Annotated in this window: 28 protein-coding genes and 2 pseudogenes; 9 read left to right on the top strand and 21 right to left on the bottom strand. The window is 63.0% G+C overall.

The annotated features are described in order from the left end of the window. Positions 1-5: 5 nt before the first annotated feature. Both ACG873_RS05415 and ACG873_RS05410 read left to right on the top strand, forming a co-directional pair. Complete coding sequence (locus ACG873_RS05415) at positions 6-602, top strand: GNAT family N-acetyltransferase (RefSeq protein WP_394890790.1); 597 nt, start codon at positions 6-8, stop codon at positions 600-602. Positions 603-605: 3 nt separating this feature from the next. Continuing rightward, positions 606-3,493: pseudogene (locus ACG873_RS05410) on the top strand (EAL domain-containing protein). On the opposite strand, the gene ACG873_RS05405 reads toward ACG873_RS05410, so the two are convergent. Then, complete coding sequence (locus ACG873_RS05405; protein ID WP_394890789.1) at positions 3,484-4,092, bottom strand: YqgE/AlgH family protein; 609 nt, start codon at positions 4,090-4,092, stop codon at positions 3,484-3,486. The pseudogene ACG873_RS05410 and the gene ACG873_RS05405 sit on opposite strands and share 10 nt — an antisense overlap. Positions 4,093-4,239: 147 nt before the next feature. Here ACG873_RS05405 and ACG873_RS05400 point away from each other — a divergent pair, with 147 nt between their 5' ends. Then, entirely contained in the window at positions 4,240-5,043 is an 804-nt protein-coding gene (locus tag ACG873_RS05400) for a protein-disulfide reductase DsbD domain-containing protein (protein ID WP_394890788.1), read from the top strand. A 79-nt stretch (positions 5,044-5,122) separates the two neighbouring features. Then, on the top strand, positions 5,123-5,608 hold the full coding sequence (locus ACG873_RS05395; protein ID WP_394890787.1) for a peroxiredoxin: 486 nt from the start codon (positions 5,123-5,125) through the stop codon (positions 5,606-5,608). A gap of 184 nt (positions 5,609-5,792) precedes the next feature. Here the strand turns inward: ACG873_RS05395 and rnhA are convergent, their stop codons facing one another. The 12 genes from rnhA to coxB form a co-directional block, all read right to left on the bottom strand. Further along, positions 5,793-6,311, bottom strand: a complete 519-nt coding sequence (rnhA, locus tag ACG873_RS05390; RefSeq protein WP_394890786.1) for a ribonuclease HI — start codon at positions 6,309-6,311, stop codon at positions 5,793-5,795. Then, the gene (locus ACG873_RS05385; RefSeq protein ID WP_394890785.1) at positions 6,308-7,270 is read right to left on the bottom strand and encodes a homoserine kinase; all 963 of its coding nucleotides are present in this window, start codon (positions 7,268-7,270) and stop codon (positions 6,308-6,310) included. Before ACG873_RS05385 ends, rnhA begins: the two co-directional genes overlap by 4 nt. Further along, positions 7,270-8,280 (bottom strand): 4-hydroxy-3-methylbut-2-enyl diphosphate reductase, encoded by a 1,011-nt coding sequence (ispH, locus tag ACG873_RS05380; protein ID WP_394890784.1) that lies wholly within the window; start codon positions 8,278-8,280, stop codon positions 7,270-7,272. The genes ACG873_RS05385 and ispH overlap by 1 nt, the downstream gene beginning before the upstream one ends. Positions 8,281-8,349: 69 nt before the next feature. Continuing rightward, the gene (locus ACG873_RS05375) at positions 8,350-9,090 is read right to left on the bottom strand and encodes an SURF1 family protein (RefSeq protein ID WP_394890783.1); all 741 of its coding nucleotides are present in this window, start codon (positions 9,088-9,090) and stop codon (positions 8,350-8,352) included. Then, positions 9,087-9,473: a DUF983 domain-containing protein gene (locus ACG873_RS05370; RefSeq protein WP_394890782.1), complete on the bottom strand. Its 387-nt coding sequence runs from the start codon at positions 9,471-9,473 to the stop codon at positions 9,087-9,089. Before ACG873_RS05370 ends, ACG873_RS05375 begins: the two co-directional genes overlap by 4 nt. A 162-nt stretch (positions 9,474-9,635) precedes the next feature. Beyond that, positions 9,636-10,010: a VOC family protein gene (locus tag ACG873_RS05365; protein ID WP_394890781.1), complete on the bottom strand. Its 375-nt coding sequence runs from the start codon at positions 10,008-10,010 to the stop codon at positions 9,636-9,638. 149 nt (positions 10,011-10,159) lie between these two features. Continuing rightward, positions 10,160-11,044, bottom strand: a complete 885-nt coding sequence (locus ACG873_RS05360; protein ID WP_394890780.1) for a cytochrome c oxidase subunit 3 — start codon at positions 11,042-11,044, stop codon at positions 10,160-10,162. A 1-nt stretch (position 11,045) separates the two neighbouring features. Further along, positions 11,046-11,663, bottom strand: coding sequence for a cytochrome c oxidase assembly protein (locus ACG873_RS05355; protein WP_394890779.1), 618 nt, complete (start codon positions 11,661-11,663; stop codon positions 11,046-11,048). Between the two features lie 7 nt (positions 11,664-11,670). Then, a complete protein-coding gene (locus tag ACG873_RS05350; RefSeq protein WP_394890778.1) occupies positions 11,671-11,829 on the bottom strand; it encodes a hypothetical protein in 159 nt (52 codons plus the stop codon). Between the two features lie 3 nt (positions 11,830-11,832). Further along, on the bottom strand, positions 11,833-12,777 hold the full coding sequence (locus tag ACG873_RS05345) for a heme o synthase (RefSeq protein WP_394890777.1): 945 nt from the start codon (positions 12,775-12,777) through the stop codon (positions 11,833-11,835). 69 nt (positions 12,778-12,846) lie between these two features. Next, complete coding sequence (gene ctaD, locus ACG873_RS05340; RefSeq protein ID WP_394890776.1) at positions 12,847-14,496, bottom strand: cytochrome c oxidase subunit I; 1,650 nt, start codon at positions 14,494-14,496, stop codon at positions 12,847-12,849. Positions 14,497-14,534: 38 nt separating this feature from the next. After that, entirely contained in the window at positions 14,535-15,401 is an 867-nt protein-coding gene (coxB, locus tag ACG873_RS05335) for a cytochrome c oxidase subunit II (RefSeq protein ID WP_394890775.1), read from the bottom strand. A gap of 328 nt (positions 15,402-15,729) precedes the next feature. On the opposite strand from coxB, the gene ACG873_RS05330 reads away from it, so the two are divergent. Both ACG873_RS05330 and tldD read left to right on the top strand, forming a co-directional pair. Further along, complete coding sequence (locus ACG873_RS05330) at positions 15,730-16,251, top strand: invasion associated locus B family protein (RefSeq protein ID WP_394890774.1); 522 nt, start codon at positions 15,730-15,732, stop codon at positions 16,249-16,251. Between the two features lie 79 nt (positions 16,252-16,330). Continuing rightward, a complete protein-coding gene (gene tldD / locus ACG873_RS05325; protein WP_394890773.1) occupies positions 16,331-17,743 on the top strand; it encodes a metalloprotease TldD in 1,413 nt (470 codons plus the stop codon). Positions 17,744-17,765: 22 nt separating this feature from the next. Here the strand turns inward: tldD and ACG873_RS05320 are convergent, their stop codons facing one another. The 8 genes and pseudogenes from ACG873_RS05320 to ACG873_RS05285 all read right to left on the bottom strand — a co-directional run bounded on the left by ACG873_RS05320 (position 17,766) and on the right by ACG873_RS05285 (position 22,491). Next, positions 17,766-18,314, bottom strand: a complete 549-nt coding sequence (locus tag ACG873_RS05320; RefSeq protein ID WP_394890772.1) for a DUF3291 domain-containing protein — start codon at positions 18,312-18,314, stop codon at positions 17,766-17,768. Positions 18,315-18,388: 74 nt separating this feature from the next. Continuing rightward, positions 18,389-18,820, bottom strand: coding sequence for a VOC family protein (locus ACG873_RS05315; protein WP_394890771.1), 432 nt, complete (start codon positions 18,818-18,820; stop codon positions 18,389-18,391). Positions 18,821-18,956: 136 nt separating this feature from the next. Continuing rightward, a pseudogene (locus ACG873_RS05310) lies at positions 18,957-19,097 on the bottom strand (MarR family transcriptional regulator); the annotation flags it as partial. Between the two features lie 59 nt (positions 19,098-19,156). Further along, entirely contained in the window at positions 19,157-19,621 is a 465-nt protein-coding gene (locus tag ACG873_RS05305) for a MarR family winged helix-turn-helix transcriptional regulator (protein ID WP_394890770.1), read from the bottom strand. Beyond that, positions 19,621-20,769, bottom strand: a complete 1,149-nt coding sequence (locus ACG873_RS05300) for an Acg family FMN-binding oxidoreductase (protein ID WP_394890769.1) — start codon at positions 20,767-20,769, stop codon at positions 19,621-19,623. The genes ACG873_RS05305 and ACG873_RS05300 overlap by 1 nt, the downstream gene beginning before the upstream one ends. Before the next feature lie 298 nt (positions 20,770-21,067). Next, positions 21,068-21,421, bottom strand: coding sequence for a hypothetical protein (locus ACG873_RS05295; protein WP_394893367.1), 354 nt, complete (start codon positions 21,419-21,421; stop codon positions 21,068-21,070). 201 nt (positions 21,422-21,622) lie between these two features. Continuing rightward, on the bottom strand, positions 21,623-22,069 hold the full coding sequence (locus ACG873_RS05290) for a VOC family protein (RefSeq protein WP_394890768.1): 447 nt from the start codon (positions 22,067-22,069) through the stop codon (positions 21,623-21,625). 35 nt (positions 22,070-22,104) lie between these two features. Further along, positions 22,105-22,491 (bottom strand): VOC family protein, encoded by a 387-nt coding sequence (locus ACG873_RS05285; protein ID WP_394893366.1) that lies wholly within the window; start codon positions 22,489-22,491, stop codon positions 22,105-22,107. Between the two features lie 115 nt (positions 22,492-22,606). Here ACG873_RS05285 and ACG873_RS05280 point away from each other — a divergent pair, with 115 nt between their 5' ends. The 3 genes from ACG873_RS05280 (at position 22,607) to ACG873_RS05270 (ending at position 25,508) form a co-directional block, all read left to right on the top strand. Beyond that, entirely contained in the window at positions 22,607-23,107 is a 501-nt protein-coding gene (locus tag ACG873_RS05280; RefSeq protein WP_394893364.1) for a MarR family winged helix-turn-helix transcriptional regulator, read from the top strand. Between the two features lie 449 nt (positions 23,108-23,556). Beyond that, positions 23,557-24,777, top strand: a complete 1,221-nt coding sequence (locus tag ACG873_RS05275) for an OmpP1/FadL family transporter (RefSeq protein ID WP_394890767.1) — start codon at positions 23,557-23,559, stop codon at positions 24,775-24,777. 92 nt (positions 24,778-24,869) lie between these two features. Beyond that, the gene (locus tag ACG873_RS05270) at positions 24,870-25,508 is read left to right on the top strand and encodes a dihydrofolate reductase family protein (protein WP_394890766.1); all 639 of its coding nucleotides are present in this window, start codon (positions 24,870-24,872) and stop codon (positions 25,506-25,508) included. Positions 25,509-25,545: the final 37 nt, after the last annotated feature.

Genomic DNA, 25,545 nt, shown 5'->3' with positions numbered 1-25,545 from the left:
CAAACATGTTCGCGCTTCCCTTTTTCCGCCGCGAGTATCCGGCGCTGAAAGGCGAGCGCGTCATGCTCCGAATGCCGGTCGCGTCGGATTACCGCGAATGGGCGGCCTTGCGCGCCGCAAGCCGGCGCTTCCTTGAGCCGTGGGAGCCGCGCTGGCCGGCCGATGAGTTGGAGCGCGGCGCATGGCGCCAGCGCCTCGCACGCTACCGGTCGGATTTCGCGCAAGGGTCATCCGTCGCTTTTTTTATCTTCGAAACCGGCGCGAGCAAGCTCGTCGGCGGCATAACGCTGGCCAACATTCGCCATGGCGTCGCGCAATCCGGCCAGATCGGCTACTGGATCGGCGAGCAGTTCGCCGGCCAGGGCTACATGCTCGAAGCGCTCGGCCTGGTATCCCGCTTCGCGTTCGATACGTTGAGGTTGCACCGGATCGAGGCCGCCTGTATCCCCGACAACAAGCGCTCGATACGCGTGCTTGAAAAAGCCGGATTCCAGCGTGAAGGACTTTTGCGATCCTACCTCAGGATCAACGGCATCTGGCAGGACCACTACCTCTACGCCCTGATCGCGGACGATCAGCTCGGCGAAAGGACAAAGGGCTGATTTTTGGCGAATTTCTTCAGGAGCGGGGCACTGCTGGTCTTTGCCGTTGCGGCATTGGCGGTTCTGTTCGCCCTTTCTCCCGCCTCGGCTGTCGAACCGATCAAGATCGCGCGCGACGACATCGCACTCGATCTGTCGGGTGCAGTCGAAATCTACCGGAACCAGGGTGAGAACTTTCAGGTTTCGACGGCGCCCGGTCCCGACGGCATCGTGCGGCGCATCGAGGTCGAGGCCAATGACGAGCGCTCGACCGGCGACTGGGCGGTTTTCGCCCTCGCCAACACCACAGACCAGCAGCTCGACCGCCTGATCGTCGCGCCGCATTTCCGGCTGGTCGATTCAGGCGTGTTCTGGCCCGATCTCGGCTCCAGCCGGATCGCAGCGATCACGCCCAGCGAGGGCTTCGCGCTCGATCGCCAGGCCAGCCCCGACGCCGACGTGTTCCAGATCACGCTCAATCCCGGCGCAGTGGTGACCTTCATCGCAGAACTGGCCTCGCCAAAGCTGCCGCAGGTCTATCTCTGGGAGCCTGAGGCGTACAAGGACACGGTCAATTCCTACACGCTGTTCCGCGGCATAGTCATCGGCATCGCCGGTCTGCTGGCGCTGTTCCTGACCATCCTGTTCGTGGTCAAGGGCACGTCGATGTTTCCGGCGACGGCCGCGCTGTCATGGGCGGTACTGGCCTATATCAGCGTCGATTTCGGCTTTCTCAACAAGGTCATCGAAATCTCGCCGGGCAACGAGCAGATCTGGCGGGCCGGTACCGAGGTCAGCCTTGCCGCGACCTTCGTTGTGTTCCTGTTCGCCTATCTCAACCTCAACCGCTGGCATGGCCATTTCAGCTACGGCGCCTTCGTCTGGATCTTCGGGCTCGTGCTTATTGCCGGCGTGGCGATCATCGATCCCGCGGTGGCGGCGGGCATCGCGCGGCTATCCTTCGCAGCCACCGCCTTGACCGGGCTCGGCCTGATCGTCTTCCTCGGAATACGCGGCTACGACCGCGCCATCATGCTGGTGCCGAGCTGGGTGATGGTGCTGACCTGGCTCACCGCCTCCTGGATGACGGTCACCGGCATGCTAGACAACGACATCGTCCAGCCGGCACTGGGCGGCGGGCTGATCCTCATCATCCTGCTCATCGGTTTCACGGTCATCCAGCACGCATTTGCCGGCGGCGCGCTGCATCAGGGCCTATTCAGCGACCTGGAGCGGCAGGCGCTGGCGGTCTCCGGCTCCGGCGATATCGTCTGGGACTGGGATGTGCTGCGCGACCGCGTGGTGACCCGGCCCGACGTCAGCATCCAGCTCGGTCTCACGCCAAACAGCCTCGGCGGCCCGGCGCGCAACTGGCTGCCGGTCTTGCATGCCGACGACCGCGACAGCTTCCGCACCACGCTCGACGTCGTGCTCGAACACCGGCGCGGACGCGTGGCGCAGAGTTTTCGGCTGCGCGGGGCTGACGGCCACTATCACTGGTTTTCGCTGCGCGCCCGCCCGGTCGTCGGGTCCGATGGCGAGGTCATCCGCTGCGTCGGCACCTTGGTCGACGTGACGGAGCAGAAGAAATCGGAAGAGCGCCTGCTGCACGACGCTGTGCACGACAATCTGACCGGTCTGCCGAACCGCGAGCTTTTCATGAACCGGCTGGAGGCGGTCATCTCGATCGCCAAAACCGAGGAGAAAGTCCGCCCCACCGTGTTCGTGATCGACATCGACCGCTTCAAGCAGGTCAATGAAGGCCTCGGCATTTCGGCCGGCGACACAATCCTGCTGACCATCGCGCGACGCCTGCACCGGCTCCTCAAACCGATGGATTCGCTTTCGCGCTTTGCAGGCGACCAGTTCGCGCTGATGTTGTTGTCGGAACAGGATCCGGTCCGCATCGCGGCGGTCGCTGACACCATCAAGCAGGCGGTACGCGCTCCGATCAATTTCGCCAAGCGCGAGATCGTGCTCACAGCGTCCGTCGGCCTCATCACCTGGACATCGGCGCAGGCCTCGGCGGAGGACATGGTCAAGGACGCCGAACTTGCCATGCATCAGGCCAAGCGCTTCGGCGGCGACAGGATAGAGCCGTTCAGACCCGCTTTCCGCTCGGTCGGCACCGACCGCCTGCAACTCGAATCGGATCTGCATCGTGCGGTCGAACGCCGGGAATTCAACCTCGTCTACCAGCCAATCGTGCGTCTTGAAGACAGGTCGGTCGCCGGCTTCGAAGCACTATTGCGTTGGGAACACCCGCGCCGCGGCTCGATCCCGCCCTCCGACTTCATTCCTGTCGCAGAAAGCTGCGGGTTGATTGTCCAGCTCGGCCTTTTCGCCATGCAGCGCGCAGCCGATGACCTGGCCGGATGGCAGAAGCAGATCGGCGACGCGCCGCTGTCGGTCTCGGTCAATCTCTCCAGCCGCCAACTCATACGCCGCGATCTGGTAAGCGACGTGCGCTCGGTGATCGCGCGCGCGAATTTGAGGGCGCGCTGCTTCCGGCTCGAGCTGACTGAGTCTCCATCATGGACAATCCGGAGCAGAGCGCACATGTCCTCTCGAAGCTGAAGAAGCTTGGCATCGGCCTGTCGCTCGACGATTTCGGCACCGGCTATTCGTCGCTGGCCTATCTGACGCGCTTTCCGTTCGACACGATCAAGATCGACAAGAGCTTTGTCGACGATGCCTCGCCCAAGCGGGCCGTCCTGCTCAAATCGATGGTCAGCATGGCGCATGAGCTCGGCATGTCGGTGGTCGCCGAGGGCGTCGCCGACGAGAACGACGCGCTGGAGCTACGCCAGATGGGCTGCGAATACGTGCAGAGCTATATGTTCGGCGCGCCGATTTCGAGCGACTTGGTTCTGAAAATGCTGAAGGAGCAGTATCCGCTCGCTCAGGCGTGACCGGCGATCACGCTGAGATGGGCGAGGTCGACGCCGATCGACGCGAGGATGCGGTCGTATTTCCGATCCATGTCGCTGTCGAACAGGAACTCGGGAATGGCAGGACAGGTCAGCCAGCCATTGTCGGCGATCTCCCGTTCCAGTTGCCCAGCGCCCCAACCTGAATAGCCCAGGGCCATTAGCGCGCGGCGCGGACCGCGGCCAAGCGAAATGGCGCGCAGAATATCGACCGTCGCGGTCAGGCAGATGTCGCCCGAAACCGGCAGCGAGGAATCGACCTTGTAGTCGCCGGTGTGCAACACGAAACCGCGGCTGCGGTCGACCGGCCCGCCATTGCGGATGACGAAGTCGCGCGCCGGCGCCGGAAGGCGGATCGCCTCGTGCTCGTCCAGTATGCCGAGTTGCACCAGAAGATCCGGAAACAGCATCTGCTGGGCCTGGTTGATGATCAGGCCCATCGCGCCCTCGTCGCTATGTGCGCACACATAGATGACCGCGCGCGTGAAGCGGTCATCCTTCATGCCTGGCATGGCAATCAGGAACTGATCGTCGAGAAACCCGCGCTTTGCCGCGGTTTTTTTCTGCCGCAGAAGGTCCATGGCGTAAACCTAACGCTTTTCAGGCCGGCTTGAAAGATAGTTCCGGGCCCAAATGCCATCGGATTGGTCCGCGGTGTCACAAAAAAATGACTCACGGCCGGGAGGTTCCCCGTTGCCAAAGCTTGCGCAAGCGCTCAAATCGGCCGCATGCGAAACATCGGCTTGACCTTCCTCGCGCTTCTGTTGGGAGCGAATCCGTCGCCGGCGCTGGCCTCGTCGTCGGACTGGTTCGAGACTCAAGGCGCGCGCATCCGCCTTGTGACGGCGGGGATGCCCGACGAGGCAGGGGTGCTCAAAGGCTTGCTGGAAATTGATCTGCAGCCGGGCTGGAAAACCTACTGGCGCGATCCGGGCGATGCCGGCGTGCCGCCGCAGATCGACATCTCGGCAAGCACCAACATCGCATCGGCCGAATTCGCCTTCCCGACGCCCGAGCGCCACGATGATGGCAGCTTCAAATGGGCCGGCTACGACGAGCCGGTCTCCCTGCCGATTACCTTCACACTGAAATCGCCCGGCGATGCGGCGCTGATCCAGGCCGATTTGTTCCTTGGCGTCTGCGAGACCATCTGCATTCCGGTGCAGACGAGGCTGACGCTCGACCCCGCAAGCGACCCGGACAATCCGGAGGATGTGGCAGCGGTCACAGCAGCGCTGGCCGCCCTGCCGGCGCCTGCAACACCGGAATTCGGTGCGACCATTGTCGGCAAGGACGGTGAGAAGCTGCTTGTCGAGGCGACGTTTCCGGGCGATCCGGCTTCCGCCGAGTTTTTCATCGCCGGGGCCGAAGGCTATGCGTTCGGCACGCCGGAGCGCATCGAGAAGGACGGAAAGACGCTGTTTTCGGTCGACGTGCTGGCCCGCCCCGACAGTGTTCCAACTGGCGGCGGGCTGCATTACGCGCTGGTCACCAGCGTCGGTTCCGTCGGAGGCATCCTACCATTCATGTGAGTTCGGGACGATTGCCCTCGGTCCTGTAGTCCGGTACTGCACCCCGCACCTACAAACTTCATCCGATCAGGGAAGAGCTATGACCATTTCCATTGGCGAGAAACTGCCGCAGGCGACCTTCAAGACCATGACCGCGGACGGCGCCAAGAACATCACCACCGACGAGATCTGCGCCGGCAAGAAAGTGGTGCTGTTCGGCGTGCCCGGCGCCTTCACGCCGACCTGCAGCAACGATCACCTGCCCGGCTATCTCGAAAACCATGACGCCATTCTCACGCGCGGCGTCGATACGATCGCGGTCGTCGCGGTCAACGACCATCACGTGATGGGCGCCTGGGCCCGCTTCAGCGGCGGCGAAGGCAAGCTGCTCTATCTAGCTGATGGCAACGGAGATTTCGTGCGCGCTGCTGGCCTCGATGCCGACATGAGCGCAGGCGGCTTGGGCGTCCGCTCGAAGCGCTTCTCGATGATCGTCGAAGACGGCACGGTAACTGCCCTCAACCTCGAGGGCAAGCCGGGACAAGCGATCGATTCCGGCGCCGCGCGGATCCTGGAGCAGCTCTAGCCGACCCCGGAGTGTGGACAAAACCCGCCATGCAGCCGGAATGAACAGCCAAATCGTTCAATAAACAGAACGGCTTGGGCATGGCCGGCGCGTTGAGGGCCGGAATTTTGTTCACAAGTCCTTCCGTGCACCAAGATACGCCTGTTTCCGGCTAAAAAGGACCAGGCAGACCAGTGATCCGGCGCTATCGCCGGATCGGCTTGGCGATCCTTCGAGGGGCGGCCGCAGGCGCCGCGGAAGCCGGCTTCGCGAGCGGATTTTTCTTCGGCTTGAATGGCGCCATGCCCATGCGGGCGAGTTCATCGGCGCGCTCGTTTTCCGGATGGCCGGCGTGGCCGCGCACCCAGTGCCAGGTGACCTTGTGACGCTTGCGCGCTTCATCGAGCGCCTGCCATAGCTCTGCGTTCTTTACCGGCTGCTTGGCCGCGGTCCTCCAGCCGTTGCGCTTCCAGCCTTCGATCCAGCCCGAAATGCCGTCCTTGACGTAATTGCTGTCGGTGTAGAGGTCGACCGCGCAGGGCTCCTTCAGCGCGCCCAGCGCCGATATCGCCGCCATCAGCTCCATGCGGTTGTTGGTCGTGTTGGCCTCGCCGCCCGACAATTCCCTGATGACGCCGTTGAAGCGCAGGATCGCGCCCCAGCCGCCCGGACCGGGATTGCCCGAGCAGGCGCCGTCGGTGAAAACTTCAACGTTTTTTGTCATCTCAGTCCGTATTCTGAAGGCGATTTGATCTGCCGGTGAAAACGCAGCCGGCGGATATATTCCATGGGGTCGCGCTTCTGCACCAGCGCGCCGTCGGGGATGGTGAGCCAGTCATAAAGCCGGGTCAGCATGAAGCGCAGCGCCGAGCCCCGCGCCAGGATCGGCAGCGCGTCCTTTTCGTCCGAGGTCAACGGCCGCACCGACTGGTAGCCGGAAAGCAGCGCCGTGCCCTTGGTCAAGTTGAAGGAAAAATCCTTCTCGAAGCACCAGGCGTTGAGACAGGTCGCCACGTCATAGGCATAAAAATCGTTGCAGGCGAAATAGAAATCGATCAGCCCGGACAGTTTCTCGCCGAGGAAGAACACATTGTCGGGAAAGAGGTCGGCATGGATGATGCCGGCCGGCAGGTCCTTCGGCCATTTCTTGCCGAGTTCGGCGAAATCCGCATCGACTTCCGCCGCAAGGCCCGGCTCGACCTCGTCGGCTCGGGCGTGCGAACCGTCCCACAATTTGCGCCAACCGTCGATCTGCAGCGCATTGGGGCGCGTCAGTGGAAAATCCGCGCCGGCAAGATGCAACGCCGCCAGCGCCTTGCCGACCTCGCGGCAATGGGCGGCGGTCGGGCGGCGCATCCACATGCCTTCGAGGAAGGTGATCAGCGCCGCCGTGCGGCCGGCAAGCGTGCCGGTGACGCTGCCGTCGCGCCGATGCACCGGCAGCGGGCAGGATATTCCCTTCCGGGCCAGATGCTCCATCAGCCCGAGGAAGAACGGCAGATCCGATTTGTCGACGCGCTTTTCGTAGAGCGTCAAAATGTAGGCGCCACTCGACGTGTGGAGCAGGAAGTTCGAGTTTTCCGAACCTTCGGCGATCCCCTTGTAGGACAGGAGCTGGCCGACGGAATAACCGGCCAGGAACGCTTCGAGCTCGCTTTCGGAAACGTCGGTATAGACCGCCATCACGCGGTCCCGTTGACGAAAGCCATGTCGGCCGCGGTCAATTCGACGTCACGCAAGGCGCTCATGACCGGGAAGTTCTCCGTTTCGGTCGCCATCACTGCCAGTTCGACCGAAACGTCGAAGCGGGCGCGGAAGGCGTCGATGATCTCGTCGACGATGATCTCCGGCGCGGATGCCCCCGCCGACAGGCCCAGCGTCGATATCTCGCCGATCTCTTCCCATGGAATTTCGGAGGCGCGCTGCACGAGAAGCGACATTTTCGCGCCGGCGCGTTCGGCGACCTCGACAAGCCGCATGGAATTCGAGGAGTTCGGCGCGCCGACGATCAGGAAGAGGTCGGCGCCTGCCGCGGTTTCCTTCACCGCCTCCTGGCGATTGGTGGTGGCGTAGCAGATTGATTCGGCCGACGGCGCCGTCATCTGCGGGAACCGCTCCTGCAGCGCGCGGATGATGCCCGCAGTATCCTCGACCGATAGCGTGGTCTGCGTGACGAAGCCGAGAGCCGACGGGTCTTCCGGAACAAAACTCTGCACGTCGGCGTCGGTCTCGATCAGCGTCACCGAGCCCTCCGGCAACTGTCCCATCGTGCCGATCACTTCCGGATGGCCGGCATGGCCGATCAGGAGCACGTGGCGGCCGAGGCGCTGGTGGCGCATGGCCTGCTTGTGCACCTTGGAGACCAGCGGGCAGGTCGCGTCCAGATAGAAAAGCTGCCGCGCCTGGGCGTCGGCCGGCACCGATTTCGGCACACCATGGGCGGAAAACACAACCGGGCATTGCCGGTGTTCCGGCGGGATCTCGTCCAGTTCCTCGATGAAGACGGCGCCGAGATTCTGCAGGCCCTCGACGACATAACGATTGTGCACGATCTCGTGCCGCACATAGACCGGCGCACCGTACTTCTTCAGCGCCAGCACGACGATCTGGATGGCGCGGTCAACGCCGGCGCAGAAGCCGCGCGGCTGGCAGAGCCTGATGGTCAGCGGCGATTTGACGGATGTCTTCAGCATGGCGTTCCGGTGCGTGCGATGGTGCCGAAATGATGTCTGCACCCCTCCCCTGTCAAGGGCGGCGCATCGTCACCCCGGTTTTCGACGTCCCCAAAGCCAGACGCCAACCACGCCGGCGAGCGCGAGGGCTAGGCCGAACCAGGTGACTGCATATTGCAGGTGGCTGTTGGGCAGGCGGACGATGGTGACGCCGCCGACCGGCAGGCCGCCCGGATTGCGCGCGGCGTTCGCATCGACAAAGAAGGGGAGCACCTCGGCGTTGGCCGGCAGGTTCGCGCTTTTCGCCATCGCCGTCAGATCCTTCCAGTGGAATACACCGGCTGCGGGGTCGTTGTCAGGCACGAGCGACGACGGCTTTTGCGACGGCGCGCTGCGCGCCAGACCTTGCACGGCCGTCTCGCCTTGAACCTGGCCCTCCGCTCGCGTGGAAGCGTCCTTGCGGTCATAAGGAACGAAGCCGCGATTGACGAAGACGAAGCGGCGATCGGCCATTTGCAGCGGTGTATAAACGTACCAGCCGGACCGGCCGCCATGGGTGGCCAGGAAGAAACTTTCCCCGGAATGGACGAACTGCCCCCGGATTTCCACCGGCCAATAATCGACATCGCCGCCCTCGCGGGCAAGCCGTTCGATTTCGTCGAGGGGTTTCGGCTCGGAAGCGATGCGCTGGTCGATGTCGGCGATCAGCGCCTCTTTCCACTGAAGCCGCTGAACCTGCCAGACGCCAAGCGACACGAGCGTGGCGAAGCCGAAGACAGCAACCGCCAGCAGCAGAATTACCGATCCGCGTGAATCGACCCGCTGCGTCACTCGCTGCCCTCCAGCCGCCCCTCGGCGGCCTTATTGCGGTATTGCAGCGTGATCAGGATGCCCTTGGCGATGCGAAGCCCGGCGAGACTGAGCACGATCGTCAGCGGAATCCACAGCATGAAATGCAGCCAGAGCGGCGGATTCAGCGTCACTTCCATCCAGAGCGCGGAGCCCACGACAATGAACCCGATGATCAGGATCACGAAGACGGCCGGCCCGTCGCCTGCGTCTGCGAAGGAATTGTCGAGCCCGCAATTGCCGCAGCGCGGCGCAACCGTCAGGAAGCCGGAGAATAGCTGGCCTTCGCCGCAGCGCGGGCAGCGGCCCTTGATGCCGGCCGCGATGGGCTCGACCGGAGGCCAGATCGTCTGGTCGTCATTCATTGGCTTATCCCGATCGGCGTCCCGTTGGGAACCATTTCCCATATCCCGGCCATCTCCTCGTTAGTTACGGCAATGCAGCCAGACCCAAAGCTGCCAATCACCGATAGCGCCCGGAATTTCCGGTTCCGGGGCTGGAAGCAGGCGTCCCCCTGGATGGAAGGGTCAGGCCTCAGGTTGGTGGCAAACCGCTTCGATGTTGTGCCCGTCCGGACCAATGACGAAAGCTGCATAGTAGTTCGCGTGGTAGTGCGGGCGCATCCCAGGCGCACCATTGTCTTTGCCACCCGCCTCCAGAGCCGCGCGATAGAAAGCTTCGACTTGCTGGCGATTCTCGGCGGTGAACGCCAAGTGAAGATGCGCGGGCCTCTCCTCGGTTTGGTAGAGGCACAATGAAGCCTTTCCCTTTGTACTAAGCTCGACACCGTATGTCGGCGGCCCCTCCGAAACAACGGCTACGCCAAGCGGTTCGAGTGCCTTGAGGAAGAACGCTTTGCTCGCTGCATAGTCGCTGACCCCAAATTTGACGTGGTCAAACATGAGTTCTCCTGAAGTGTGTAGGCCTGCCTGATGGAGAGGCAACCGGAGAATGCTTCCCTGCTGCGCACCTTGCAATATCTGCTAGATATTGCGCCGAAAAGAGAAGGCGGCCGCGTCGCCACGGCCGCCTGCCAAACTTATCGATGCGCTCAGTGGCCGTGGGCGACCGTCGCTCCCATCGAGCCCCAGACATAGATCGAGGCGAACAGGAACAGCCAGACCACGTCGACGAAATGCCAGTACCAGGCTGCGGCCTCGAAGCCGAAATGCTGTTTCGGCGAGAAATCGCCTTTCATCGCCCGGAGCAGGCAGACGAGCAGGAAGATGGTGCCGATGAGCACATGGAAGCCATGGAAGCCGGTCGCCATGAAGAAGGTCGCGCCGTAAATCGAGTCGCTGAAGCCGAACGGCGCGTGCATGTACTCGTAGGCCTGCACCATCGAGAACAGGATGCCGAGCGCCACCGTGAGAACCAGACCGTTGACGAGGCCCTTGCGGTCGTCGTGCAGGAGCGCATGGTGAGCCCAAGTGACCGCCGTTCCCGAAAGCAGCAGGATGACGGTGTTGTAGAGCGGCAGATGGAAGGGATCGAGCACCTCGATGCCGTGCGGAGGCCAGACGCCGCCGGTGTATTCGGTGCGCGCGACCTGCGCGGCCTCGCCGGGAAACAGGCTAGCGTCGAAGAAAGCCCAGAACCAGGCGACGAAGAACATCACCTCCGAGGCGATGAACATGATCATGCCGTAGCGCAGGTGCAGCGACACGACCCGCGTGTGGTGGCCCTCATGCGCTTCCTTGATGGTGTCGGACCACCAGCCGAACATCGTGTAGAGCACGATGGCCAGGCCGATGAAGAACAGCCACGGATTGGCGATGTTGACGCCGAAGAGCGGGAAATCGCCGCCCTTCAGATACTGCATCCAGGCAACGCCGCCGAGCGCCATGACCAGCGCGCCGACCGAGCCGAGGAACGGCCACGGGCTAGGATCGATGATGTGATAGTCGTGTTGCGGTTTCGCGTGTGCGTCTGCCATGTCAGCCCCCGGCTTTTCCGTCGGTATCGTTTTCGGTTTCAACCCGCGGCGCGGCGGCCACCGGCTTTTCCCCCTCGATGGGGAAGAATGTGTAGGAAAGCGTAATCGTCTTCACGTCCCTGAGTTCCGGCACGTCGGCAATGTCGGGATCGACATAAAACACCACCGGCATGTCGAGCGTTTCGCCGGGCTTCAGCGTCGTGTCGGTAAAGCAGAAGCACTCGACCTTGTTGAAATAGGCGCCGGCCATTTCCGGCGTCACGTTGAAGGTGGCGCGACCGGAAGTCGGCCGCGTCGACAGGTTTTTCGCGGTGTAGTGGATCTGGGTCGTCTCGCCGATCTTCATCGTCACGTCGCGCGCCGCGGGCCTGAAATCCCATGGCACGCTGGATGTGTTGGCGTCGAAGCGCACGGTGATATCGCGGTCGAGGACGCGGTCCGAATACTGTTCGACGCGCTGCGTCGTCCCGCCATAGCCGGTCATCTGGCAGAACATCGCGTAGAGCGGAACCGCGGCGTAGGACATGCCGACCATGCCGCCGATAAACGCCAGGCAAATGCCGGCGACCAGCTTGTTGGAGCGCTGAGTGCCTGGATCGATCTTCGTTTGCGCGCCCATGCGATCCTCACATCGGCCGGTCGAGTATGGCAGGGCCGAACTTGGCGATCGTGGCGAGATAGAACAGCACCACCAGCACGGCAAGCGCGAGGCCGATCGCTATAGAGCGGCTGCGGCGCGCCTTTTTCTGCTTTTCGGTCATCGTGACCAGGTCATCGTCCTTCATGGCTCAGCTCCCGGACAATGCCAGCGCCCGCTCGACCACGCTGTCGGCCAGGTAGGCGGCGAAGATGCCGAAAAGATAGAGCAGCGAATAGGCGAACATGGCCTTGGCGGGCTTCATGGCACGGTCGCCGTCCGGCATCGCCAGCACGTGCCAGGCATGCCACACGAAGCCGGCGCCGAGCGCGGCGGCGACAAGGCCATAAGCCGCCGAGGTATAGCCCAGCAGCCAGGGCAGGACGCCGACGGGCGCGACCAGCAGCGTGTAGGCGAATATCTGGCGGCGGGTCGAAGCCTCGCCGGCGACGTTCGGCATCATCGGGATGCCGGCGCGGCTGTAGTCCTCGCATTTGAACAGCGCCAGCGCCCAGAAATGCGGCGGGGTCCACAGGAAGGTGATCGCGAACAGTATGACGCTTTCGACGCCGATCGATCCGGTCGCCGCCGCCCAGCCGATCATCGGCGGAAATGCGCCGGCAGCGCCGCCGATGACGATGTTCTGCGGCGTCGAGCGCTTCAGCCACATCGTATAGACGACCACGTAGAAAAAAATGGTGAAGGCCAGAAGCGATGCCGCGAGCCAGTCGACCAGCACGCCGAGCGTGAGCACCGAAAGCACCGAAAGCACGAGCCCGAAAGCCAGCGCTTCGCCCGGCCGCACGCGGCCCGACGGCACTGGACGCCCGGCCGTCCTGCTCATCACGGCGTCGATGTCGGCGTCGTACCACATGTTGAGCGCGCCCGAAGCGCCGGCGCCGATGGCGATGGCGAGGATGGCTATCACCGCCAGCAGCGGGTTGAGCGTCGTGGGGGCAGCAACCAGCCCGACAAAAGCGGTGAAGACGACGAGCGACATGACGCGCGGCTTCAGCAGCTCGACGAAGTCGGCCGCGGTCGCGTCCGAAATCCGGAGCGCGGCGTCTTCCAGCCTGTTGTTTTCAACCAGCGCCATTGGCACGCAGTCCATTCATTCCGTTGCCGGAAACCGCCGGCGAGGCCGGCGGTCCCGAATATAAGCTGCCTACCTGATCCTCGGCAGCTGTTCCCACTGGTGGAACGGCGGCGGCGAAGAAAGCTGCCATTCCAGCGTGGTTGCGCCCTCGCCCCAGGGGTTGGCGCCGGCGATGCGCTTCTTCGAGAAGGCCTCGAAGACGCCGTAGAGGAACACGAACACGCCGAAGAACGAGAGATACGAGCCGTAGGACGACACAAGGTTCCAGCCGGCGAACGCGTCCGGATAGTCGATGTAGCGGCGCGGCATGCCGGCCAGCCCCAGGAAGTGCTGCGGGAAGAACACCAGGTTCACTCCCACGAAGGTGATCCAGAAGTGCGAGCGCGCGATGAACGGCGAATACATGTAGCCGGTCATCTTCGGGAACCAGTAGTACCAGGCCGCGAAGATCGCGAACACGGCGCCCAGCGACAGCACGTAGTGGAAATGCGCGACCACGTAGTAGGTGTCGTGCATGGCGCGGTCGAGGCCGGCATTGGCAAGCTGCACGCCGGTGACGCCGCCGACCGTGAACAGGAAGATGAAGCCGATCGCCCACAGCATCGGCGTGCGCATCGAGATCGATCCGCCCCACATCGTGGCGATCCAGGAGAAGATCTTCACGCCGGTCGGCACCGCGATGACCATGGTGGCGAACACGAAGTAGCGCTGCGTGTCGAGCGACAGGCCGGTCGTGTACATGTGATGCGCCCAGACCACGAAGCCGACAGCGCCGATCGCCACCATGGCGTAGGCCATGCCGAGATACCCGAACACCGGCTTGCGCGAGAAGGTCGAGACGATGTGGCTGACGATGCCGAAGCCCGGAAGGATCAGGATGTAGACTTCCGGATGGCCGAAGAACCAGAACAGGTGCTGGAACAGGATCGGATCGCCGCCGCCCTCTGGCGCGAAGAAGGCCGTGCCGAAATTGCGGTCGGTCAGGAGCATGGTGATGGCGCCCGCCAGCACCGGCAGCGACAGGAGCAGCAGGAAGGCGGTGATCAGCACCGACCAGGCAAACAGCGGCATCTTGTGCAGCGTCATGCCCGGCGCGCGCATGTTGAAGATGGTGGTGATGAAGTTGATCGCGCCGAGGATCGACGACGCGCCGGCGATGTGGATCGACAGGATGGCCAGGTCCATCGCGGGACCCGGCTGGCCGGATGTCGACAATGGCGGGTAGAGCGTCCAGCCGCCGCCGACGCCGAAGCCGCCGGTCGGGCCGGGCACGAACATGGAAAGCAGAAGCAGGATGAAGGCCGGCGGCAGCAGCCAGAACGAGATGTTGTTCATGCGCGGAAACGCCATGTCCGGCGCGCCGATCATGATCGGCACCATCCAGTTGGCGAAGCCGCCGATCAGCGCCGGCATGACCATGAAGAAGATCATGATCAGCGCATGGCCAGTGGTGAAGACGTTGTACATGTGCTTGCCGCCGTCGAGGGCCGCATCGCCTTCGAAGCCGTAGACCATCGCCGCCAGACCATGGAAGATCTGGATGCCCGGCTCGGCGAGTTCCCAGCGCATGACCACCGACAGTGCGCCGCCAAGGATGCCGGACATGATCGCGAAGATCAGGTAGAGCGTACCGATGTCCTTGTGGTTTGTGGAATTGACCCACCTCATCCAGCCGCGGGGCTTGTGGTCGTGGTGTTCGTGAGCTGCCGCGCCTGCCATGTTCCGCTCCATTCCCAATTCTTTATCCGTCCGCGGCATCAGTTGCCGGCGGACGCTACCTTGTTGGCGCCGTCGATCGCTGCCATCAGGGCACGGTTTGCGCCCGGCAGGTCGGCCTTGGCGGCCGTCAGCCAGGTGTTGTACTGCTCTTCCGTCACCACGCGTATGGCGATCGGCATGAAGGCATGGTCCTTGCCGCAAAGCTCGGAACACTGGCCGTAATAAAGCCCTTCCTTCTCGGCCTTGAACCAGATCTCGTTGATGCGGCCGGGCACCGCGTCGGTCTTGACGCCGAAGGCCGGCATCGCGAAGGCGTGCATTACGTCGCTGGCGGTCACCAGAACGCGGACGGTCGTGTTGACCGGCACGACGACTTCATTGTCGACGGCCAGAAGCCGCGGATAGGCCGCGCGGTCTTCCTTGCCCGCCGTGGCGCGGTCGGCATCCGGCAGCAAGGCGGAGTTGAACGAAAGCGGCTCCTCGAGCTGATACTCGTAATCCCAGTTCCACTGGTTGCCGGTCGCCTTCAGCGTCAGCTTTGCCTCTTCCGGCGGCGTGTATTGCGCGGTCAGCAGCTGGAACGACGGAATCGCGATGAACAGCAGGATGATGACCGGGCCGATCGTCCAGATCACCTCGATCAGCGTGTTGTGGCTGGTGCGCGAGGGCGTCGGGTTCGCGCTCTCGCGGAACTTCCAGATGCAATAGGCGAGCAGCGCCAGGACGAGCAGCGTGATCGGCACGATGAACCAGAGCGTGTAGAGCTCGAACCACGCGATTTGCCGCATCATATCGGTCGCCGCGGGCTGGAAGCGCGTCTGCCACGGGTCGGCCTGCGCCAACAGGGGGGCCGTCGACGCGAAAAACGCTGCTGCCGCGCCGGCGCTTGCAAAGACTTTCCTCATCGCCCTCTTCGTCTCCCGATTCCACGCGCTCGCCGCGCCAAGAATATCGATCCGCGCGGGACAGGAATCCCGCCGGTTTGTGTCGCAGGTTCAAACCATACTCTGTATCCAACCGCAAGAAAGGAGCGGCAGAAGCCGTGCGGCATTTTTGCGCGCGAAGAGCCGCCTTCGGGCCGCTCCGGAGCGCGCCGCCGGCAAGGCCGCAATTCGGGCGGAATCGGCCGCGAAAAGCGAGGAAACTCACCTATCCGGCTGGTTCAGCCCTTGTCTTGTCCTATAGTTGACACCGTTACGGTCGATAGCGCCGTGATCTCGCAATGGAGACACCATGAAATCTCGGCTTTCGGGAAGCCTGGCGAAAGTCGTCCTCGGCGCCGCCTTTTCCATTGGGGCGGCCCTTCCGGCCGGCGCCCAGCAGAGCGGCGCGGTACGCTCCACCCACGGTGCCTGGTCGATCATCTGCGACACGCCGGCCGGTGCTACCGCCGAGCAGTGCGTGATGATGCAGAACGTCATCGCCGAGGACCGGCCCGAAATGGGGCTTTCGGTCGTGGTGCTGCGCACCGCCGACAACAAGGCCGAAATCCTGCGGGTGCTCGCGCCGCTCGGCGTGCTGCTGCCCAACGGCCTTGGCCTTAACGTCGACGGCAAGGACATCGGCCGCGCCTATTTCGTGCGCTGCTTCCAGGACGGCTGCTATGCGGAAGTGATCCTCGAAAAGCCCCTGCTCGATACGCTGAAGAGCGGAACCTCCGCGACCTTCATCGTCTTCCAGACGCCGGAGGAAGGCATCGGCATTCCCGTCGAACTTAACGGTTTCGAAGAGGGTTTCGCGGCCCTGCCGAAGTGAAAATCCGGCCGCGCATTGCCGAACCGGCCCGCCGCGCCTACATCGTGGGCTGATTTCCCGTCATATCAGTGGGTGCGCCATGAACAGCCTCCTCGGCCAATTCGACGTTTCGGAAGACAGACTGCGCCGCATCGTGACCGACACGATCGAAGGCGCCGACGATGGCGAGCTCTTTCTCGAATACAGCGAAAGCGAAGCGCTGATGTTCGACAATGGCCGGCTCAAGACCGCGAATTTCAGCACCGACCAGGGTTTTGGGCTGCGTGCGGTGGCAGGAGAGGCCAGCGGCTACGCGCATTCGAGCGAGCTTTCGGAAGCGGCCCTGCTCCGGGCCGCCGATGCGGTGTCGGCGGTCAAGGGCGGCTATTCGGGCATTCTCGCCGCCGCGCCGCCGCGCACCAACCGCCATCTCTACAGCGACGAAAACCCGATAGCGGCGCCAGGCTTCGAGGAAAAGTCGAAGCTGCTCCAGGAAATCGACGCGTGGCTGCGCAGCAGCGATCTGCGCGTGCGCCAAGTCACCGCCTCGCTCGCCTCTTCCTGGCAGCATGTCGAGATCCTGCGTGCCGACGGGCAGATCGTCCGCGACATCCGGCCGCTGGTGCGGATAAACGTGTCGGTCGTTGTCGGCGAAGGCGACCGCCAGGAATCCGGCTCGCACGGAATGGGCGGGCGCAAGGGGTTCGGCGAGTTCCTGGTCGAGGACAGCTGGAAGCGCGCGGCCGGAGAGGCCCTGCGCCAGGCGCTGGTCAATCTCGAGGCGACCCCCGCCCCCGCCGGCACGTTCGACATCGTGCTGTCCAGCGGCTGGCCGGGCGTCATGCTGCACGAGGCAGTGGGCCACGGGCTGGAGGGCGACTTCAACCGCAAGAAGACCTCGGCCTTTGCCGGCCTCATGGGCAGTCAAGTGGCGGCCAAGGGCGTCACCGTGGTCGACGACGGCACCATTGCCGAGCGGCGCGGCTCGCTGACGATCGACGACGAAGGCACGCCGACCAACCGCAACGTGCTGATCGAAGACGGCAAGCTGGTCGGCTACATGCAGGACCGCCAGAATGCCCGCCTGATGGGCATGAAGGCCACCGGCAACGGCAGGCGCGAATCCTACGCCCACCAGCCCATGCCGCGCATGACCAACACCTACATGACCGCGGGCGACATGGATCCCGCCGAGATCATCGCTTCGGTGAAGAACGGCATCTACGCCGTCTCCTTCGGCGGCGGCCAGGTCGACATCACGTCGGGCAAGTTCGTGTTCGGCTGCACCGAGGCCTACATGATCGAGGACGGCAAGGTGACCCGGCCGGTCAAGGGCGCGATGCTGATCGGCAACGGCCCCGACGCCATGCACCGCGTCACCATGATCGGCAACGACATGAAGCTCGACACCGGCATCGGCATGTGCGGCAAAGCCGGCCAGGGCGTGCCCGTCGGCGTCGGCCAGCCGCACCTCCGGATGAACCAGATGACGGTAGGCGGGACGCGGGTTTAGGGCCTTCAAACGGTGAGTTGACTCACCCGCGCTGCCGCTCCTCGTTCAGGCGGGTGTTTCGTTTAACGGCGTCGCGATCGATGATGGTCGGCCGGTCTTCTTCATCGAAAGCCGTCTTGAAATCGAAGGCAAAGGGACTGGCATTGTGGTCGTGCAGAAATTCCTGCCTCTTCACCGCCTCTGTCCAAGTGGGTGTATGGTCCCACTCAACCCACCAAAGGGCATATGGCGGCCAAGCAGGTTTGAGAAACCATTCTCTCCCGCGCCTTAACGCTTCCGCATGTATTCCAGCGTAAGAGAATGCCATCGGTGAGGCCAAGTCCTTCCACAAGGATAAGGTCGATGGCGACCAACCGTCTCCACGTTCGACGTAAAAGCGCGGAAAAACCTGCTCACCCCAGCTTTCGGGACCAGGTTCATCATCATAGCCCGATCGAGCGATGAACCCTTCGCTCAATTCGACAGCGATAAGGTTGCGGTCGTTGCGATCATGGAAGCCCTGATTCACAGCATCGTTGGCAGGCGCCCGGAAAACTCCGAACGTGTACAATGCGAGCCGTTTGCCTTTCATTCCACCTCTCCGGCAGATGCATCTTTGGCGGGCTTTCCATCATTTCTGGAGGTCAGCAACGGCCTCTATGTGCTTCAAAAGGTGATCTTCACCGATGGTGCGCTGCGCTTCGCCTCGCCGTGGAACACGGCCTCTATGTTGTTGCCGTCCGGATCGAGCAGAAAGGCTGCGTAGTAGCCCGGGTGGTAACGGGGACGTTCCCCCGGCTTGCCATTGTCCACGCCGCCGCCCTCGAGGCCGGCTGCATAAAAAGCGTCGACCATCGCGCGATCCCTTGCCTGGAAGGCGAGATGATGGCGTCCCGTCAGTTTTCCCGCCGCCGCCGGGCTGTCGGCGGTAGAGACGAAAAGCTCATCCGCCCAGAAATAGTCGTCGGCTTCGCCGGCGACCGGTATCTCCAGCACGGCGAAGATGGCCTTGTAGAAACGGCGGCTGGCCTCAATGTCCCGAACCACGAGCCCAATATGATCGATCAGCCGACCGCGATGGAGTTCCTGGGTTTCCATAGTGCGCTCCTCGTTGCGACGTCTAGTAGCTAGGCGACAGGCTGCAACCGTCAATGAAGCTATAGCCGGGAGGCGGGAGTTTTCGGCAAGCGGTCGTCCGGGTCGATGATTTCGAGACGTGGCGCGGCTTCAACTCTCAGTCCTTCACGGCATCGGCGAACTTCCGCATCAGCCGCACCAGTTCAGCAATGTCGTGGGGGTCCCAACTCTCGAAGACAGCGCGGCCCATCCTCTCGCGAGCGCCGTCCACGAGGTCGGTCATGGCCTTGCCCTTCGGCACGTACGCGGTATGGGTTGATCTACCTAGGCGCCCGGTACGGCCAAGGACTGACCAGCTCAGCCGATCGTGGGGCTGTCGCGCTCGGCGTCCAGCAGTTTTCTCACCTTTTCGAGCACGGGCAGGGCTGCCTGAATTTCCGCCGGCGTCAGCGCTTCGGCGACGAAGCCGAACGCTGGGGCCAGGCTGGCAATGGCTTCGTCGCGGAAGCTCCGTCCGGCTGGGGTCAGGCGAACAAGCTTGGAGCGACCATCGTCCGGGTTGGGACCGACCTCGACAAAGCCATGCCGGCCCAGAACCCCCAGCGTGTGGGTCATGGTGGCCTTGGTCACCTGCAGGGCCGCCGCTATCTGCATGGGCGTGCGGCAGTCGCCGACACGCACGAGATGATTGAGCACGATGAAGTGGGACAAGTGCAGGCCGCCCGGGATCAGGCGCATGAACAGTGCGCTGCTGAGTTGGGATACGATGCCGATCTCGTTGAAGAACCCGAAAATCTGCGCCCCAGCCTTGTCCCTATCCATCAGCCCTCCGCAATGATCTTGGCGTCCAAAGGCCACCGCGGACTGGGTCCGACGGGCGTCGCATAGCCGAGCCTTGCCAGCATTTGAACGGTCCCGCCCGCCGACGCAAGCTTCTGGTGCGCCTGGGCGTAGCACTCGGCCATTTCAGGGAATTCCTGGAGTGCCTGGCTCAACGGCTGGAGGCCGAGCCCAAGCGCCGTCGCAGCCAGGTGGACCCGCACCCAGTCTCTGCCCGCGGCGATCTGGTCCTGTCGGGTATTGCTGCCGGTGACCAGCCAGAAATGGGCCATTGCCGTATCGGTATTGGCCAACACCGCGTCCCGCCCCTGTGCGAAGACCATCGATGACTTGTCCAGGGCGATCGTGCGGGTGAATTGACCGGTCAGGACCAAGGTATCGAACAGCGGGCCGCCAAAGTCGATGCCATCGGGGTTGGCCTCGATCTCGGCTTTGCCGAGCCGAAACAGGTCCACGCTCTCCTTGTAGGTTCGGGGCGTGTCGATCTCGATGTCGAGAGCGCGGTGCGTCAGGTCCCGCAGGGCCGACACGACGTCGGGATCATTGGTGTGTCCAGGTGTCGAACCGTGGCGGATACTTGCGGCAAGGCTGGCGAGAAGCGACGTGGCCACCGGCTTGCCTAAGTCACAAGGCTCCTTTAGCGATCGCCGCGCCAAGACGTGCTCAAACAGGGGATCGATGACGATCGTCGCGTCCTCGATGAAGCGTGCACGCGCCACTGGCCGCGCATCCAGGCCCGCTGCGTCGGCGCCCTGGGGGAAGAGCTCAAGATCCACGCGATACCCGTCAGCGGCTGCCGCCGTCACCATGAGCTCGAGGAAACAACCCAGGCCGATAGTGATCTGTCGGTTCTGCGGATCTGTATGGGGCAGCATGCGGGCAGTATCGACCAGCAGCAGCACCTCGCCGGGCGTCGCGAGATCGACAAGCCAGGGCTGACGGTTATGCGGATTGGGTGCGAGGATGGCAAAGGAAAGGGCCCGGCGCCGAGGCTCGTCGTAAAACGTCGTCTGCGTCCAGGGCATCAGCGCCCGGGTCGGTGTTCGGGTAACGGCAAAAGCCCCCGCTGCACTGCCCGCTGCCAAGATAACCCCACCGCCCATCAGGGTCAGAAACCGTCGACGCTCCATCACTACCTCATTAGTTCGATGTCGTACTAGTTAGTATGATATCAAACTATATGCAAGGCCCAACCCGGAGACGGCAACAGCGCCCTCGCGGCATACAGCGACTGCTGCGCTCGCCGTTTTTGCTGGAGCAGAACTCGCCGCGCTTAAATGATGAGAGGTGGCGGTAGGCCACTGCGCCACTTTTGCTCCAACGATTTCCACGTTAGGCAACGTCCAAGCCTAGCCCCGACGCATTGCCGACAGGAGGGGGCCGATAGCGACAGACGGCTTCTGGCATCAGCAAACGATTAGCGGATGTTCAAGTCGCCGCAGGGCCGGTGAGGAAGGGCATGATGTCCACGCCGTCTCCCGGGAAGACCGTAAAGTGCGGGTGGTTCTCGAACAGGCGGGCGGCGGCATCGATGGTATCGGCCTCGACGACAATGTAGCCACAGAAGGGGTTCACGGCGTTGGCGATGCCGTCCTTGGTAACGCGCGTCGTCCTGCCGACCATGCCGCCGCGATCGGGGAAAAATGCAGCATTTCTCTCCTCCCAGTCCGCCCACTGCTGTAAGCCGACGGCATCAATCGCATTCTGCTCGGGCTTGGGCAGGCTGCGAAAGCGGGCGAGGTCTTCGGGCTTCATGGTGTAGACGGCAAGAAAGCGGGGCATGCGGCGGTCCTCGCTGGCAGAAGGCATGCTAGCCTAGACTCCTGGGCGGCCGAAGTCGCTGCCGCCTATTTGCGTCGGTTCGGGAAGTCTGCTTCATAAGTTGCAGACGCTTTGGCCACGGCCGGCCGGCGTCGGCCAGCCGCTCTCCGCCAGCGCCGAGATCCGGTTGCATTCTTCTATCGGTGTTTTTTGGGCACGGGATCAGCCCTGCGACGGCCTCCAGTCAGCCGATGGAATGACGTTGACCATCCACGGGACGCCGAACCTGTCGATCAGGGAGCCGAAGCCGGGCGACCAGAAGGTCTCGCCGAACGGCATGACAGCCTTGCCGCCGTCGGACAGGCGATCGAACCAGCGTTGGGCTTCGGCCTTGTCCTCGGTATGCAGGGTGACGTCGAAGCCGTTCTTGGGCTTGCCGATGTTGGGCGCCCATTCTACGTCCATGTCGGCGCCCATCAGCGCCTGGTCGCCGACCTCGAGCCAGCAGTGCATCAGCCAGGTCTTGTACTTCTCATCGGTGATCGGCATGCCGGGAGGCGCATCGCCATAGGGCATGGCGGCGGTGATCTTTCCGCCCAGTACTTTGGCGTAGAACTCGAATGCCTCGCGGCACTGGCCCTGGAAGCTCAGGCTGGTCACGATCTTCATTGTCGTCTCCTTCTTGAGTGGTGTTTCGACGCGCGTCAGGGGAGATTGAGCTGCCAGGACACGCCGAAGCGGTCGGCGACCCAGGCGAAGCGCTTGCTGAAACCGTAATCGTCCAGCGGCATCATTACCGCGCCACCATCCGACAGTTCGGCGAAAAGCCGCCTCTGCTCCTCGTCCGACGCGCAGTCGACGAAGAAGGACAACGATGGCGTGAAGTCGAAGGCGTGCTTTACCGGGCTATCGTTGGCCAGCATGCTTTGCCCGGCGGCCCTGAAGCGGGCCAGCTTGATGCCGCCCTCCGCGCCCTGCTCGCCCTTCTGCCAGCGCGTGACCTCGAAAACCTCGCCGTCGTCGAATAGCGAGACATAGAAGTTCATCGCCTTTTCGGCATGGCCGCCCTGGAACATGAGGAATGGCTGCATCGTGGACACGGTCAGCTTCCTTCTACGTCAAATCCTTGGGAAGGCAGTCGTCGATTGACCCTTCCGCATCTATGTTGATATCAACGTAAGGAGTCCATGGATGTCAACCCTTGAGATGCACGCTCCTGCCGACCTTGCCTTCGAAACCACCCTTCTGGTGCGTGACACCTGCCTGTGCCTGCATACGCAGAGGGCGGCGCGCGCGCTCGCACGCCGTTTCGATGTCGCACTGAAGCCCGCCGGTATCACCAGCGGGCAGTTCTCCCTCCTCATGTCGCTCAATCGGCCGAAACCGCCGAACCTCGGCAGCGTGGCGGCGCTGCTGGCGATGGACAGGACGACCTTGACTGCCAATCTCAAGCCGCTGGAGCGTCGTGGCCTCGTCGAGACGGCGCCCGATCCGACGGACAGGCGCGCCCGACTGCTGCGGCTGACGCCGGCCGGCCGGGCGGTTCTGGCCGAGGCGGCGCCGATCTGGCGGCATCTCCATGCGGCGATCGAAACGGCGCTGTCCGACCCGGATCATCTTCGCTCCGAATTGAACCTCCTTTCGAGATCTGACAGTCAGGACGGCGTCGCCGGGTCATGTCAGGAGCGAGGTGTAGGCCGCCGATAGCTTTCGGGACAAAGCCATGGGCCGCTGCCGAGATATTCCTCGCGCGGGACTTTGGCGAATGCGGCATCTTGCGGAACTTCGGCGAGTTTTCCTCAGCTGCCGACACTGTGGCCTATGCGTCACACAGCAAGACGCAATGTCGTTCGGGTCAAAAAGCAATTGATTGGCAGGCAATGATAATTCACCTTCGCTCAAGGGTGGGCTTGGCTTGATGCAGAGGGGATCTCTGAATGCGCCTGAGCCATGTTCTCCGCGTCGTTTCAGCAAGCGGGGCAGTTGGATTTGCTCTCACCCCATCGTTGACTTCCTGGAAGCGCTGGCCGCTCCAGTCGATGCCAACAACAGCATCCGATCTTTCAACTTCTTCCGAGGTGGCGCTATCGTCGCCTCAAAGCGGCGATGGCAACCGACGTAGTAAGATCCGTGCAATATCCTTTGTTTCGATAGCGGTGCTGGTAGCAGGGGTCGCGACAGCGGAGGCCGGGGGCTTTGCGGTCCGCGAGCAATCCGCCTACGGCCAGGGCTCGAGTTTTGCCGGCATGGCGGCGCCCGGCGATCTGATCAGCTCGATGTTCTGGAACCCGGCGGCGGTGACCATCGCGACCGGAATGACCGTCGAGGGCAACGTGACGGCTATCTTCCCAGAGTCGGAGCTTGACGTGGACCCGTCGCGTTCGACGCTCGCGGCGTTCGGCATCACGAGCAGCGGCGGCGATGTCGGCGAAACCGGCATTGTGCCCGCGACCTATTTCGCGATGCCGCTCACCGATGAGTTCTATATCGGCATGAGCGTCACCGCGCCCTATGGCCTCGCCACGACTTCTGACGAACCCTGGGTCGGGATGTTCAGCCATCTCGAGGCGGAGGCGGTCTCGATCAATGCGACCCCGGTCTTCGGCTTCAAGGTCAACGACATGATCAGCGTCGGCATCGGCATGCAGATCGAGTATTTCGATGTCGACATCGAAACGGCGCTGGCGCCGACTGCCGGGCCGCCCCGGCAACGGCTCGAGGGCGACGACGTCAATGTCGGTTTGGTCGCCGGCGTGACGTTGACGCCGTTCGACGGCACTACCATCGGCATTGGCTACCGATCGGCGATCGAGCATTCGCTGGGCGGCAGCCAGACCTTCGAAATCCCGGTTGTGACGCCGATAGGCACGATTCCCGCGGGAGCCTATCCGATCACCGCCGACCTGACGGTGCCTGAAACTGTATCGGTCGGCGTGCGTCAGCGGATCAACGACGCGTTCACGATCATGGGCGGCATGGAATGGACCAATTGGAGCCGCATCCAGGTCGTGCCTTTCGAAGGCTCGCCGGCCGGCTCGGATCTGGCCCTCAACTACGACGATGGATGGTTCTTCTCGATTGGCGGGGAGTACAAGTTCAATCCCAATCTGACGTTGCGGACCGGTGTCGGCTACGAGATTGCGCCGACCCAGGACGAGGACCGTTCCATGCGGCTGCCAGATGCCGACCGTATCTGGGCCAGCATTGGCGCGAGCTACAATTGGAACGAGCAGCTTTCGATCGACTTCGGCTATTCGCACCTGTTTGTAGACGATGGGCCGGTGGACGAGACGACAGCAGGTATCCGTTACGCCGGCACGGCCGAAGGCAGTGCCGACATCATCTCGCTTGGAGTGCGTTACAAATTCGGCGGCTAGTAGCTTTCTGAAAAACTGGTTGCAAAACAGGATCAGTTATGCAATAGCATAACTGGTTGCGTTTTGAAATTGGGATTGGGAAGGAACCTGGCATGTCCAAACTTCGCACTGGGTGTTTCAGCCTGTCACTCGACGGCTTCGGCGCCGGCCTCAACCAGAGCCTCGAGAATCCGCTGGGCGAAGGCGGCGAGGCGCTGCACGATTGGTTTATCCCGACCCGCACATTTCAGCGGATGCAGGGAAAAGATGGCACGACAGGTGTCGACGACGAGTTCGCGGCGCGCGCTTTCACGAATATCGGCGCGTGGATCATGGGCCGAAACATGTTCGGGCCGGTTCGCGGACCCTGGCCTGACGAAAATTGGAAGGGCTGGTGGGGAGACAATCCGCCCTACCACTGCCCCGTCTTCGTGCTGACGCACCATGAACGCGCGCCCGTCACGATGGCGGGCGGCACGATTTTTCACTTCGTGACCGACGGAATCGAGGCGGCGCTGGAGCGCGCCGTCCAGGCAGCCGACCGCAAGGATGTGCTGATCGGCGGGGGCGTGGCGACTGTACGGCAATATCTGCGCGCCGGGCTCATCGACGAGATGCACCTTGCGATATCGCCGATACTCCTCGGCTCCGGCGAACACCTCTTCGCCGATATCGATACGGCCGCTCTCGGCTACCGGTGCACCGAGCACATTCCCTCGCAAAAAGCCACGCATGTCGTACTGACCAAGTAGGAGCGAAGGTCAGCTATCGGCAGCAAAACCGGGGGTG

The organism is Allomesorhizobium aridi, assembly GCF_043769475.1.
Taxonomy (GTDB): Bacteria; Pseudomonadota; Alphaproteobacteria; order Rhizobiales; family Rhizobiaceae; genus Allomesorhizobium.
Note: the sequence above shows the minus strand (reverse complement) of the source record. Positions and strands in the feature narration are given on the sequence as shown.